11 protein-coding genes and 1 tRNA gene are annotated in these 13,717 nt (G+C 38.5%); 9 read left to right on the top strand and 3 right to left on the bottom strand.

Annotation, left to right across the window (positions count from 1 at the left end):
* Window positions 1-6: 6 nt before the first annotated feature.
* Both MIC7126_RS0100560 and MIC7126_RS0100555 read left to right on the top strand, forming a co-directional pair.
* Window positions 7-1,620 carry a GldG family protein gene (locus MIC7126_RS0100560; protein WP_017651166.1) on the top strand — a complete coding sequence of 538 codons (1,614 nt, stop codon included), beginning with the start codon at window positions 7-9 and terminating at the stop codon, window positions 1,618-1,620.
* 39 nt (window positions 1,621-1,659) lie between these two features.
* On the top strand, window positions 1,660-2,283 hold the full coding sequence (locus MIC7126_RS0100555) for a DUF4340 domain-containing protein (protein WP_017651165.1): 624 nt from the start codon (window positions 1,660-1,662) through the stop codon (window positions 2,281-2,283).
* A gap of 1 nt (window position 2,284) precedes the next feature.
* Here MIC7126_RS0100555 and MIC7126_RS0100550 read toward each other — a convergent pair whose 3' ends face one another.
* On the bottom strand, window positions 2,285-2,557 hold the full coding sequence (locus tag MIC7126_RS0100550) for a hypothetical protein (RefSeq protein WP_017651164.1): 273 nt from the start codon (window positions 2,555-2,557) through the stop codon (window positions 2,285-2,287).
* A 270-nt stretch (window positions 2,558-2,827) separates the two neighbouring features.
* On the opposite strand from MIC7126_RS0100550, the gene purU reads away from it, so the two are divergent.
* Together purU and MIC7126_RS0100540 are read left to right on the top strand one after the other, a co-directional pair.
* Entirely contained in the window at window positions 2,828-3,682 is an 855-nt protein-coding gene (gene purU / locus MIC7126_RS0100545; RefSeq protein WP_017651163.1) for a formyltetrahydrofolate deformylase, read from the top strand.
* A 293-nt stretch (window positions 3,683-3,975) separates the two neighbouring features.
* Window positions 3,976-4,656: a hypothetical protein gene (locus MIC7126_RS0100540; RefSeq protein WP_026099936.1), complete on the top strand. Its 681-nt coding sequence runs from the start codon at window positions 3,976-3,978 to the stop codon at window positions 4,654-4,656.
* Here the strand turns inward: MIC7126_RS0100540 and MIC7126_RS0100535 are convergent.
* Together MIC7126_RS0100535 and MIC7126_RS0100530 are read right to left on the bottom strand one after the other, a co-directional pair.
* A complete protein-coding gene (locus MIC7126_RS0100535) occupies window positions 4,637-5,662 on the bottom strand; it encodes a GGDEF domain-containing protein (protein ID WP_017651161.1) in 1,026 nt (341 codons plus the stop codon). The two genes, MIC7126_RS0100540 and MIC7126_RS0100535, sit on opposite strands and share 20 nt — an antisense overlap.
* A gap of 867 nt (window positions 5,663-6,529) precedes the next feature.
* Window positions 6,530-6,730, bottom strand: coding sequence for a hypothetical protein (locus MIC7126_RS0100530; RefSeq protein WP_017651160.1), 201 nt, complete (start codon window positions 6,728-6,730; stop codon window positions 6,530-6,532).
* A gap of 795 nt (window positions 6,731-7,525) precedes the next feature.
* On the opposite strand from MIC7126_RS0100530, the gene MIC7126_RS0100525 reads away from it, so the two are divergent.
* The 5 genes from MIC7126_RS0100525 to MIC7126_RS0100505 all read left to right on the top strand — a co-directional run bounded on the left by MIC7126_RS0100525 (window position 7,526) and on the right by MIC7126_RS0100505 (window position 13,652).
* Complete coding sequence (locus MIC7126_RS0100525) at window positions 7,526-9,154, top strand: serine/threonine protein kinase (protein ID WP_017651159.1); 1,629 nt, start codon at window positions 7,526-7,528, stop codon at window positions 9,152-9,154.
* Window positions 9,155-9,217: 63 nt separating this feature from the next.
* Window positions 9,218-10,804: a serine/threonine protein kinase gene (locus tag MIC7126_RS0100520; RefSeq protein ID WP_026099935.1), complete on the top strand. Its 1,587-nt coding sequence runs from the start codon at window positions 9,218-9,220 to the stop codon at window positions 10,802-10,804.
* Between the two features lie 169 nt (window positions 10,805-10,973).
* A tRNA-Asp gene (locus tag MIC7126_RS0100515) sits at window positions 10,974-11,047 on the top strand.
* 124 nt (window positions 11,048-11,171) lie between these two features.
* On the top strand, window positions 11,172-12,617 hold the full coding sequence (gene gltX, locus MIC7126_RS0100510) for a glutamate--tRNA ligase (RefSeq protein WP_017651157.1): 1,446 nt from the start codon (window positions 11,172-11,174) through the stop codon (window positions 12,615-12,617).
* A 540-nt stretch (window positions 12,618-13,157) separates the two neighbouring features.
* Window positions 13,158-13,652 carry a hypothetical protein gene (locus MIC7126_RS0100505; protein WP_017651156.1) on the top strand — a complete coding sequence of 165 codons (495 nt, stop codon included), beginning with the start codon at window positions 13,158-13,160 and terminating at the stop codon, window positions 13,650-13,652.
* Window positions 13,653-13,717 lie beyond the last annotated feature (65 nt).

Below are 13,717 nucleotides of genomic sequence, written 5' to 3'. Positions count from 1 at the left end.
AACCCCATGAAACCCATTAAAAAAAATAAAATTTGGCAATATCTTTTCTGGTTCGGTCCCTTCTTTATTGTTGCAGGCTTAACAGCCGGATTAGTATCCGAAAAATGGACACCAATTCCCCTAGGATTAATCATTACCGGCATCGTCATCAGCGGCTTGTGGGTAGTTTGGCAAAGCCAGCAAAATCAATGGTGGAACTGGCGTTCTACCCAAGCAAGTACTAATGCTTTGATTGCAATTGTGGCAGTACTGACGATTTTAGGATTAATTAACTTCCTAGGCACTCGCTACCACCTGCGGACAGACTTAACAGAAACACAACTCTTTACCCTCGCTCCCCAATCACGGGAACTAGTCCAGGCTTTACCCCAGCCAGTGAAAGTCTGGGTATTCGATGTTACCCAAAACATTCAAGACCGAGAACTACTAGAAAATTATCGCCGACAAAGCCCAAAATTTAAATTTGAGTACATCGACCCCCAAGCTAGGCCAGGGTTAGCAGAAAAATTTGGCGTCAAAGATTACGGAGAAGTCTACTTAGAGTCAGCAGATAAAAAGCAGTTGGTACAGGTAGTGAATGAAAATGAGCGCCTGTCGGAAGTTAAATTAACCAATCGCTTACAACAACTTACCAGCACCGGCACAGCTAAAGTTTACTTTCTCCAAGGACACGGCGAACATCAGTTGACGGCTGCAGAGGGAGGAATGTCCCAAGCCGTTCAAGGATTAAGTGATAAAAATTACACCGCATCAGCGTTAAATCTAGCGCAAAAATCAAAAGTTCCTGATGATGCGGCTGTTTTGGTAGTAGCTGGCGCCAAGCGAGAACTATTTGATGGTGAAGTCAAAGCTTTACAAGATTATCTCAATCGCGGCGGTAACTTACTGCTGATGATTGACCCCAACACTAACCCAAAACTGGATACCTTGTTACAAGCTTGGGGAATTCGCTTGGATAATCGTTTAGCTGTTGATGTTTCCGGGGGCGTAGGCTTGGGCCCTGCAGTTCCCTTAGTCACAGATTACGGACAACATCCTATTACTAAAGATTTTGGTAACGGAATTTCTTTTTATCGGTTAGCACGACCTCTAGAAGTAACTCCAGTCAATGGTGTACAAGCCACGCCCCTACTGCGAACCAAACCGTATCCCAGCAGTTGGGCTGAAAGCGATTTGCAAAGCGAAAAACTCGAATTTAACCCAGACCAAGACCTCAAAGGTCCTTTGACTTTAGGAGTGGCTTTAACTAGAAAAATTGCCGCCCCATCCAACCCCACTCCTGCAACTTCACCCATTCCCACCCCGCTTCCCACTTCCTTGACTGAAGAAAAAAAATCAGCAAAGCCTGTGACTGAATCCAGGTTAGTGGTGTTAGGAAATTCCGATTTTGCTACCGACGGTTTATTTCAAAAGCAGCTTAATGGAGACGTTTTTCTCAACTCAGTCACATGGTTAAGTCAACAGGATTTACAACCCTTGTCCATACGCCCCAAGGAAGCAAAAAACCGCAGAATTAACCTGACAACAGCTCAAGCCAATCTTTTAACTTTGTCCTCTCTGTTAGTTTTACCTTTGATTGGCTTGGCGGCGGGAGCTATTATTTGGTGGCAGAGAAGATAACAAAGTGACCAAAAATCATAAATAACAAATAACTAAAATATGAAACTACCGCGAACAACTTTAATTTTGGTCTTGCTAGCTGTGAGTTTGGGTAGTTTTGTTTATTTTTATGAAATTCAAGGTGCGACCCAGCGAGAAGAGGTCAAAGAAAAAAAGCAGCAAATTTTTTCCTTTACAGCCGACGAAGTGCGATCGCTGACAATCATCACCCAAAAAGTCAACTTGACACTAGAACGTAGCAATCAGCCAACTCCACCTCAATGGTTACTCAAAACTCCCACCTCAGAGCCAGCAAATGACGCCATAGTGGGGTATTTAATGGATTTATTAGTTTCAGGTAAAAGTAATAACTCTTTATCTGTCCCTGCTAATCAAAAAACAGAATTCGGTTTAGACCAACCCCAAATAACTATTAATATCGGTCTGAAAAATCAGAAAAACCATCAATTAATTTTGGGTAAATCTGATTTCAACCGTCGTTTCTTATACGCTCAAGCTGATCCAGCTATTAAACCCGACGGTAATATAGACGTGCTGTTGGTATCCACAGACTTTGAAAATGCTGTGAATCGGGAATTATCAGAGTGGAAGCAACCCCCAGATAATCCTGAACAACAGCCCATACCCAGTCCTACCCAATTAACTCCCCCATTGAAAAAATAGGCTATTGATCATACATATCAGAAATCCTAGAGTTAGATGGATTTTTGATTAAATCAAAAATTTCTCTATGTTTTTTATTAAACTTTAATAGTTCTAAGTAAGCTATCGGCACAACTATCGGCCAAAAAGTAGTACCTATGACTAAAATTACATAAGATAGAGAACGCTGCTCTGAAGTGATATCTTTATCTGCAAGAAAAAAATCTAACCATTCGTTCAATAAGCAGTAAGCCATCACTAAGTAAAATATTACTATTATCCCAATAAACAACATGTGAAACCTCTCTTTTTTATACTTGGTTTAAAATGAAGCGAATGGAGGCAATCTTCCTATTTTTCTTTACTGTGTGAATTTCTCCGGATCATAATTCTAAAACACTAATTGTCTAAAGCTAAACCTTGCTACTATCAATCACATAAACGAATATAAAAACCCTGGTACTAGAAGTTTCAATTTTTTTCATCTCTCTAAAGAAACAGAAACAGATTTTTTCTAGCAAACTTCAATACTCTCTCAGATTACCGCTAGTAATTAAACTTGACTATGACTAATGCCACAGCAACATTGCTTATTTCCTGTCCAGATCAACGGGGACTTGTAGCAAAAATTGCCAATTTTATCTATGCCAATGGAGGTAATATCATTCATGCTGATCAGCATACAGACTTCGCGGCAGGGCTATTTCTTACTAGAATAGAATGGCAGTTAAAAGGATTTAATTTACCGCGAGATTTAATTGCACCCGCATTTAATGCGATCGCCCATCCTCTAGGTGCTAGGTGGGAACTACACTTTTCTGATACTGTACAACGTATTGCTATTTGGGTTAGCCGACAAGACCATTGTCTATTTGACTTAATTTGGAGACAACGCGCTAATGAATTTGTGGCTGAAATCCCTCTCATTATCAGTAATCATCATCATCTACAGCCAGTAGCAGCACAATTTGGTATCGACTATTACCACCTTCCTATTACCAAAGATAACAAAATAGAACAGGAAGCTAAACAACTAGAATTACTGCGCCAATACAATATTAATTTGGTAGTATTAGCTAAATACATGCAAATTATTAGCGCCGACTTTATTGCTCAGTTTCCACAAATTATTAATATTCATCACTCATTTTTACCTGCTTTTGTGGGTGCGAATCCGTATCACCGAGCCTTTGAACGTGGTGTAAAAATTATTGGTGCAACCGCTCATTATGCCAATGCTGATTTAGATGCAGGGCCGATAATTGAACAGGATGTAGTCAGAGTTAGTCACCGTGATGAAGTCGAGGATTTGGTGAGAAAAGGTAAGGATTTAGAACGAGTTGTATTAGCAAGATCTGTGCGCTCACATCTGCGAAATCGAGTATTGGTATATGGGAATAGGACAGTAGTTTTTGAGTAATTTCGTCTGGGGATGAAGTTGATGAAGATTTGCAGAAGTTTGCATTTCCACTTGAGTAAATTGGTAAATCATATTTATTAGATTTCTGAAAGCGTATCCCCTTGAGAGTAGCTGGTTAAAAAAGATAAACATAACCGTATATACCCGTATATTGGGAAATTTAGTCTGAAATTCGCAGATCGACGACTTTTTCATCAAGTCGCAGACATAGTGAGATACGTAGAAGCAAATCCTTGCCTCAGTTAGCTGATAAATTAATAATGAAGAAAGATGAAGCTAAACTAACAGACAGAATGAACCAAACTGCCTTAAATTTAATTGCAATATCTATCTTTTTCATGACGTTATCAGCGTTGCTGGGGCCATTGTTAAACTTGTCACCCACGATACCAGCACTTGCTACCTTCACCATCTTAGGCATAGCCACTTTTGATAGTTTCAAGTTACAAGGTAAAGGCGGTACTATCTTTCTAGACTGGATTGCTGGTTTTTCTGGTGAACACCGCGATCGCATTGTCCATCATGAAGCTGGACATTTTCTGACCGCGTATTTACTAGATATTCCTATCAGTGGTTACACTCTTAGCGCATGGGAAGCCTGGAAGCAAGGCCAACCAGGACAAGGTGGTGTAGCTTTCAATGACGACCAATTAGCATCTCAACTAGAAGCAGGTAAGATTAGCGCCCAAATTTTAGATCGTTACTGCACCGTTTGGATGGCGGGGATTGCTGCTGAAACTTTAGTTTTTAACAATACTGAAGGTGGTGCTGATGATCAAAATAAGCTAGTAGGAGTATTAGCAAATTTAGGTTTTTCTCCTTCAGCTTGTCAACAAAAACAGCGATTTCATGCTCTCCAAGCCAAAACCTTACTACAAGAAAATTGGTCTAGTTATCAAGCTTTAGTTAAGGCTATGCGAGAGCGCGCATCAGTGGTAGATTGCCAAAGTGCAATCAAGAAGAAGCCGCTTTGAGATGTGACCCATGAGGTAAATAGTTTCCACCAATAACTTGGTTACGCCCATTAGCTTTAGCCTGCAGCAAACATTGGTCAGCGCGATGTATTAAACTCATACCTCGGTCATCATCGTCAGCATCCAAAGAAGCAGTTCCCAAACTAATTGTGACATTAATCATGTGCTGACTATTGATGGCGAATGGTTGTTCGCTGACTATGCGGTTGAGGCGACGTGCTACTATTAATGCTTCTTCTCCGGTAGTGTTAGCTAACAGAATGACAAATTCTTCACCTCCATAGCGGAAGGGAGTGTCTTGATAACGGAGATTTTGTCGTAGGCGAGTACAGAGTAATTGTAAAAGGCGATCGCCGACTAAATGCCCGTAGGTATCATTAACTTTTTTGAAATAATCCACATCTAGAATAATCAAACTCAAAGGACTCAAATGCTCACGGGATTTTTGAATTTGTCTTGGTAAATCCCATTCCAAAGCACGGCGATTATTCAGTTCCGTCAAAGAATCCGCTAGCGCGATCGCTGACAACAAATCATTACTGCGGATCAGATCCCGATATTTTTTCGCTTTACGTAAACCAACAGCTAATTGAGCAAGTATCAGGTCATGATTAGGCGTTGATTCAGCAAAAGTATGATCAGTATTTTCCTCATTAAGCTGCCAAATATAAGCGTCAGCTCCTTGTTTTAATACATTAGAAGTCATTTCTAATTCCCACTCCCAACCATACTTACTTCTCTCAATGATTTGCTGAGAACGATCCTCCAATAGGATGCAGTATATCCAGGAGAGCTTCGCCTGATCTTTGAGCCAAGAACACAGTTCCATACTGCCATCAAGACTAGCCTGCACAATTAATACATCAGGCGGCGTGGTTTTAATCTGCGATACTGCCTGAATAACATTAGCGACAACTTGCACGCTAAAAGCGGTTGCGTAGCGGATCTGAGCTGGAAGTGTGGCAATAAATTTATGGCCCCCAAAAACCAGAATGGAAATATTCATTGCTCTGCTTTTTGCCCTATATCAAAATTAAGGATATAACTCAGTGAAACTGATTGATCTTACTTAACTAATACTGAAATCTCGGTGTTTATTATTAGAGGCTATTACCGGACATTTGTTTTTCTTACCACTAAATACACAATCAATTTTCAATTTTAATCTCCTTTTAAGGATTTACCTGGACTTCAATTACTGGGTTTTTGAATTATGATATTTACTTTCTGCCTTTACGTATTTTTTTTAAAACAGTAAAAATACTGAATATTTTATGAAAATAACAAAGTAATCCTGTAATTTCCAGGTGTTAAGTATTTGGGGTGATTCACGCAAATATCTAGTCACAAAAAACAGTAAATAGTCCTGGCAAAATTTTGCTCAGAATGAATATTTAAAACTTTATAAAATTTTTTATATCCGTAAAAACCGAGAAATTTACATAATCTGTAAAATATTATTTCCTTGAAAATACTGAACTAGCTGACTTGTTAAATTAACCATACTTCTTTGCAAAAGTAGGTTTAAGGAATGGTGCTAGTAATAAATCACCACTTTCCCATTTAATTAATTTAGTCTTTACATACGTATTTTATGAACTACATGTTCATAAAATAGCCAGCTTGATTTTTACGTAGATATACATAAAGCTATCTTTTAGCTTGCAGCCTATACGGCAAAATTATGACAGTAAATCTGCTAATGTCAGTTATTTTTACTAGCAGACAATAACCGTAAAAATATTTTGGCGATCGCTAGTTGTCAAACCAAGATTTCGCCAAAATTTGGGTATAGCAATTCCCAATTGCATGAAATAAACGCTAGCTGATAGTCCCTAGATATATTTCAATAAAAAGGGAAGCGCTATGGTGGCTAATAACCTTCGATGGTGTACCCAGCAGCGACAATTACCTGCTTAATGGACTCCTCAGATGCTGCGGAAACTACGCTAATAGTTTTATTTTCGACATCCACATCTACTTTTGCATCTGGTTCCATAACATGAATAGATTCGGTAACTTTTGCTGCCCAGTTTTTTTCAGGAATGTTTAGTACCTTCAGTAATAGTGCCAATGTAGACCTCGTTTAGAAAAATTTAATTATTCTTAATAATTAAGTTTATTCTTTGTAATAGAGTTATTCATCTTACTAAAGTTAGGTAACTACAACAAGAAGCGCTTACTTTTGCAACTATAGTCATACATGAAAACCGATAGCATACTCAGACGGCACAGTCAAGGGTCGTAGCCCCAATAGTCAATTGGCTAGCAAGAGCGTCTCTATCTAAGAGAATCAGTTTTTTCAGGATTGTCAGCCTACTAAAAATCGATACTAACTACAAGACTCAGTTCACCTAGCGAGATGTTGTCAGTGGTCGATCTTATCAGTAATACTTTTATGTCCACCATAGCCTAGTGATAGGTATCAACTACGTAAATCCTGAAAATTTTCTAAGCCACAAACAGCAAAACTTTTCAGAAACTAAGTATCTCTTCATTTTTGCTATCTAGACATTTGAGTAGATGTAGGTATTGTACCCTCAAGCATTACTAAGATTAAATCAACTAATTCCAATAGGTACTACTACCTTAACCGTGTTTTCACCGATTTAGTTAGAACAATAAATTAAGAATATAGATAGTTCCGTAAAATTTCTCATTCGCTTTCTTTAATAAATATGCTACACCATACTTAAGAGCTTTTGCATACAAATTATTGCTATCTTAAGCAAAATTTCATTAAATATTGTTCTAGTTTTTAATTGACATAGTTATTTCTCTAAAATTTTTGGGATTTATTCTATATAAAATCAACATATAAACATAGTGATTACAGTAATTTTATAACTTTATTTTCCCAAACTACTTTATGGTACAAAATCAAATTCCCAATCTAGTTAATTCCCAAACTGAATTAGATATTTATATAGGAAAGTTAATAAATAATCGATATCTAATCAGAGATTTGATAGGTAAAGGGGGAATGGGTAGGGTTTATTTAGCAGAAGATATAGCGAAGGGTGGTATGCCCGTTGCTGTTAAAATTCTTTTGCTAAGTTTAGGAAGTCAGCAAATGTCCCAACGCTTCGCTAGAGAAATTTTTATTGGTGCTCAATTAGGACGAAAGAGTAAAAATATTGTCCGAGTCTTTAGTTATGGTGTGACTGAGGATAATATTCCATTTTATGTGATGGAATATCTCCAAGGTAAAAACTTAAAATTAATGCTTAAAAATCAACGTTTAACAGTAGATAAATTTTTAGATATTTCTCAGCAAATTTGTTTAGGATTGCAGTGCGCTCATCAAGGAATCACTCTTAAAGGTGAGATTTATCCTATTGTTCATAGGGACATTAAACCAGAAAATATATTTTTGACTGAAGACGCTAAATCAGCGGAGATTGTAAAAATTCTAGATTTTGGTATCGCCAAATTTTTAACAGAGCGTAGTGGAATGACTCTGACAGATTCTTTTATTGGTAGTTTACCTTATTGTTCTCCAGAACATATGGAAGGACGTAAATTACTAGATGTACGCTCTGATATTTATAGTTTGGGAGTATTGATGTTTGAAATGTTGACAGGAAAACATCCATTTTCAACAACTAGTAACTCTTTTGGTAGTTGGTATCAGGCTCATAGATTCCAGTCACCACCAGCATTTTTAGAAGTGAATTCCCAAGCAATAATACCAGAAGAATTACAGACATTAGTCATGAATTGTTTAGCAAAAGAAGTAAGTGATCGCCCCCAAAGTATTCAGGAAATATTAAACATTCTGTATCAGATTAAATGGCAACTTAATCATCAAGCCAGTTTTGGTGAAAAACATAATTTACAATCATCAGAGCCAGTGCAACTCGTTCCTGTAACATCATTATCAGAAAAAGAATGTTTACAAAAAAATTGGCCGAAGAATAAACCAATAGCACCAATTGCTTTTCCTCATTTAATACATACCATTCAAGGCACTATACCCACCGTTTGGGCAATGTTGCCTAAACAAGAAATCACTAAATTTTTAGACAAAATACATGCTACTGAATTCATTGCCAAAATGAATGTCTATCCAATGTTATTGTGGATAACAGTGCTTTATGATCCTCAAGTATCTATGACAAGATGGCTATCTTATTTCTTGGATATTAAAGACATTAAAGGACAAAAAACATTACGTATATTAGCAGAAAAAGGCTACTATCATTTACTATTTTTTTCTTTGGAAGAACCACATAACTGTAATCATGTAATGACATTGAGTCTTACAGCTAGCCAGCGTCAGCAAATTCTTAATTGGTTAGCACTCAATCAAGAATCAAATGAATTTATTTCTAGCAAGCAAGCAAAAATTATTCTCAAAGCAGATTATGAAACCAAGAAAGCCGGAATTCTCAGAAAATTAGTAGCAGAATCAGCTAATCAAAAACCTAAAAACAGAAATTATTTTTATAAATTATTATATCAACTAATAGAGCTATTTATACGAAAAAGTAATTGAACATTACGAAAAGAAGTTTTTAATTTTTATTTTTGAAATGTGAATTATTTAGAGGTTGTCACAGTGAATCAAAGTGCATTTGCGTCTTCACAAAGTACAGGTTTACTTGCCAATCGTTATCAACTTAAACATTTAATTGGCAAAGGAGGTATGGGTGAGGTTTTTTTAGCCCATGATATTTTGCTAGGAGGAATACCAGTTGCGATCAAATTTTTGACTCACACTGTTTCCGATCCTAAAATGCAAAAGGATTTTGTCCGTGAAGCTCTGATGAGCGCAGCCTTGAGTCAACAAAGTTTACATATTGTGCGAGCTTATGATTATGGTGTCAGTGAAGAAGGTAAACCCTTCTATGTCATGGAATATTTATCTGGTAAAAGTTTAAAAGATTTAATTCCTATACCTTTGCCAATGTTTATGACTTTGACACGTCAAATTTGTTTAGGTTTGCAGTCTGCTCATCAAGGGATTGAGCACAACGGGATAATTTGTCCTTTAGTTCATAGAGATATTAAACCAGCTAACATCTTAGTTATTCCCGATCCTATATTAGGTCAATTAGTTAAAATTTTAGATTTTGGCATTGCTAAATTCCTCAACTATGCTGCATCAATTAGTACAAATAAAGGATTTCATGGCACTTTACCTTATTGCTCTCCAGAACAATTAGAGGGAGGAGAATTAGATAATCGCTCGGATATCTACAGCTTGGGTGTGATGATGTTTGAGATGCTGACTGGTGAGAAACCTTGGCAACCAGAAACTGATTTTTTCGGAGCATGGTATAAAGCACATCACTTTGAAATACCAAGAGCGATCGCTGATGTTAAATTTCATCTGCAAATACCTCCGCAACTAAATGATTTAATCATGGATTGTCTGTCCAAATCCCCCAGCGATCGCCCACAAAATATTACGCAGATATTAGAGGTTTTACAAAAGATAAATCTAGTAATTAATAATAATTTATCTACAGTTTCTTTCAGAAAAGAAGTATCTAATAAACAAAAAAAATCTCCTAATGGCAATTTAGATATTAATAAAAATCAATCCCAGAAATCCTTAATTTCTGGCTTACCTTTAATAATAGAACAAGGCTGCTGGCAAACTATCTGGCCCAATGAAAAGCCAATTCAAGAAATAGTTTTTCCCCACATTCTCAATACAGAACAAGGAAATGTAACAGCATTGTGGCTAATGTTGTCTAAAAAAGAAATTAAGAGTCGGGCTATTTCTATTTGTTACAACCAGTTTATCTTCATCACATCCCCCCATCCGATGCTGCTCTGGTTGACAATCCTCTACGATCACAAACTGGGCCCAAAGTGGCTACCTTGTTATCTGGATATGCAAAACTCCCAAAATCAGAGAATGGTTTGCTTGTTAGCAGAAAACGAGCGTTACCCTCTGATTTTCTTTACTATCGAAGCTCCGCACTCCAGCGCCAATGTTCTCAGTTGTTACATTGATCAAAGTCAACGACAAATGTTGAAAAGATGGGTAGAACAGAGCAAAAATTTACCACTCTCTACCAAATCTCAGTTGAGCAAAAACCTATTGAAGCAAGAGTACAAGCAATTGCAATTCCGCATCCAACAGCAATTAGCATCCAATTCCCAGGTTTTAGCATCGGTTAGCAGAAATCAATAGAAAGGAAAAAACATGCTCATTCCCTTGCTCTGCAAGGTATTGGGCTGCAAGTTCAAGGTTACATCCACTCGAACCTTTGGCACAGAAAAAATAACTTATTCCCAGAGGTTCAAATATCTGCTTGACAAATCACTAGATGATGGGCATAATAAAGAAGCTGCAAATTTAAGGGACTGTAGTTCAATTGGTTAGAGCACCGCCCTGTCACGGCGGAAGTTGCGGGTTCGAGCCCCGTCAGTCCCGTAGAAAATAGTAAGTGTCGAATAACTGAGTAAAACTTGAGGATGTATAACTAGTTATCATTAACTATCTAACGAGTTAAGTTGCCTTAGCACTCAGTACTTATTAGCAAAAGAGAGAATCAACTGTGACTGTCAGAGTCCGTATTGCTCCGAGTCCAACTGGGAATCTACATATTGGTACAGCCAGAACGGCCGTATTCAATTGGTTATTTGCTCGCCGTCATGGCGGTAAATTTATAGTGCGAATTGAAGACACAGACCTAGAGCGATCGCGCCCCGAATACACCGAAAATATTTTGGAAGGACTGCGCTGGTTAGGGCTGAACTGGGACGAAGGCCCGTTTTTCCAGTCCCAACGCCTACATATGTACACAGCAGCAGTAGAACAACTCCTAGAAAAAGAATTAGCCTATCGCTGTTACACCACTGCAGAAGAATTAGAAGCCCTGCGAGAAGCCCAAAAAGCCAAAGGAGAAGCCCCGCGATACGATAATCGCCATCGCCACCTCACCCCAGAACAAAGAGCCGCTTTTGAAGCCGAAGGTCGCAGTTATGTGATTCGTTTCAAAATTGAAGATGAACGGGAAATTATTTGGGATGATTTAGTCCGGGGTGCAATGTCTTGGCGTGGTAGCGATTTGGGCGGTGATATGGTTATTGCCCGCGCTTCGGAAGCAGGTGTCGGTCAGCCGTTATATAATTTTGTGGTTGTGGTTGATGACATCGACATGGAAATTAGCCATGTCATTCGCGGAGAAGACCACATTGCTAACACTGCCAAACAAATTCTGTTATATGAAGCCTTGGGAGCCAAAACACCAGAATTTGCCCACACACCTTTGATTTTGAACATGGATGGGCGTAAGCTTTCTAAACGAGACGGTGTGACTTCGATCTCAGACTTTAAACAGTTGGGATTCACTTCTGAAGGCTTGGTGAATTATATGACCTTGCTTGGTTGGTCTGCACCAGATTCAACTCAAGAAATATTCACCTTAGAAACAGCCGCAAAAGAATTTAGTTTTGAGCGCGTTAATAAAGCAGGCGCTAAGTTCGACTGGGCAAAACTGGATTGGTTAAATAGCCAGTATATTCACGGTATGGCAGTAGATAAACTGACAGATTTACTAATTCCCTACTGGCAAGAAGCCGGGTATAAATTCGAGAGCGGACGTCAACGCCCCTGGTTAGAGCAATTAGTAAATCTGATTAGCGCCAGTTTGACAAGACTGAAAGATGCTGTAGAGCAGAGCCAAATATTTTTCACTGAGACAGTGGAATTTAGTGAAGAAGCTAGTAAACAGTTACAGCAAGAAGGTTCTGCTGCTGCTTTACAGGGAATTATCGCCGCCTTAGAACAGCAACCACAAATATCAGCAGATAGCGCCCAAGAGATAATTAAACAAGTGGTCAAAGGACAAAATGTGAAGAAAGGGCTAGTAATGCGATCGCTCAGAGCCGCCTTAACAGGAGATGTACATGGCCCAGACTTGATCCAATCGTGGTTACTGCTGCATCAAATAGGTTTAGATCAACCACGGTTAACTAGAGCGATCGCACTTAGCAATTAGCAGTCAAATGAAGTATGAAGTATGTAGACGCCTGTAAGGCGGCTTGCCGCAGGCTAGGCTGAAGGATGAAATTACCCTAGTACAGCATGGCGTAAATAAGGCTACTATTGTAAAACTGTAAAAAGCATATAGTATACACCCTTACTTTCATACTTCAGCCTTCTTGTACTAGCCATCAGGGGATGACGCATGAATCAGGAAAAACTTCACTTTTTTGCGTCTGCGGAGGTTGCTGCTAATTCTTACTTCATCCTTTCTTCTGTCAATCTCAGGTTTTACGAATATTTTAGATTTTGAGGGCGCACTCTAGTGTGCCCTTGTTCATAATAAAGTCAAGCAGTTACAACAATTAGACTTGCTCCTAATTCCTGTACAGCACCAGGAGAAATTATTTACTGTTCATCCTCAAACTCAGTCTTCCCATAGGTATTACCGAGTTGTAGTCCCTAATCTAAAACAACTAGTCAATTATGCTAATTTAGGGAACTTTATATGTAAAATTAATGTCCTTACAAACACTTAGACAAACATGTAATCAAAATGCCGAAATTAGCGTTTAATAAAGAGATTAAATTATCGTTGATGATATTTACACTCTTGGTCGCATCGGCAATTCATGCCGGAGCTGATGGGCAACAACTGCCGCCGATATTTGGAGATATTACCATTGGCGAAAACTTTTCTCCAGACCCTCTCACAGTTCGTGGTATGAGTGGCGGTTCAGTACCGGGAAACCAAGTAGCGAAAAGAGTTGAAACCGCCACTGGCCCATGCACAGGGTTTGTTGATGCAGCACCAGATCACACATTGCAATTAACAAGTAGATTTGATCACCTCAAACTCAATTTACAAAGTCCCGCAGACACTACACTGATTATTAGCGGCCCTGGTGGCACATGGTGCAACGACGAATTTGACGGTCAAAATCCGGGTATGGTTGGTGAATGGCTACCAGGTACTTACCGAATTTGGGTTGGTTCCTATGAACAAGACAGTTATCTTCCTTATACTCTGCAAATTACGGAAGTGAAGTAGTAGAGCCTTGGGCATAACAGAAGAAGCATAGGAGCGGGGAGCAAAGGAGAAAAATTTCTCTGTTG

Origin of the sequence: Fortiea contorta PCC 7126, assembly GCF_000332295.1 — a bacterium.
Taxonomy (GTDB): Bacteria; Cyanobacteriota; Cyanobacteriia; order Cyanobacteriales; family Nostocaceae; genus Fortiea; species Fortiea contorta.
The sequence above is the reverse complement of the archived record's forward strand: the minus strand, read 5'-3'. Positions and strand labels throughout refer to the sequence as shown.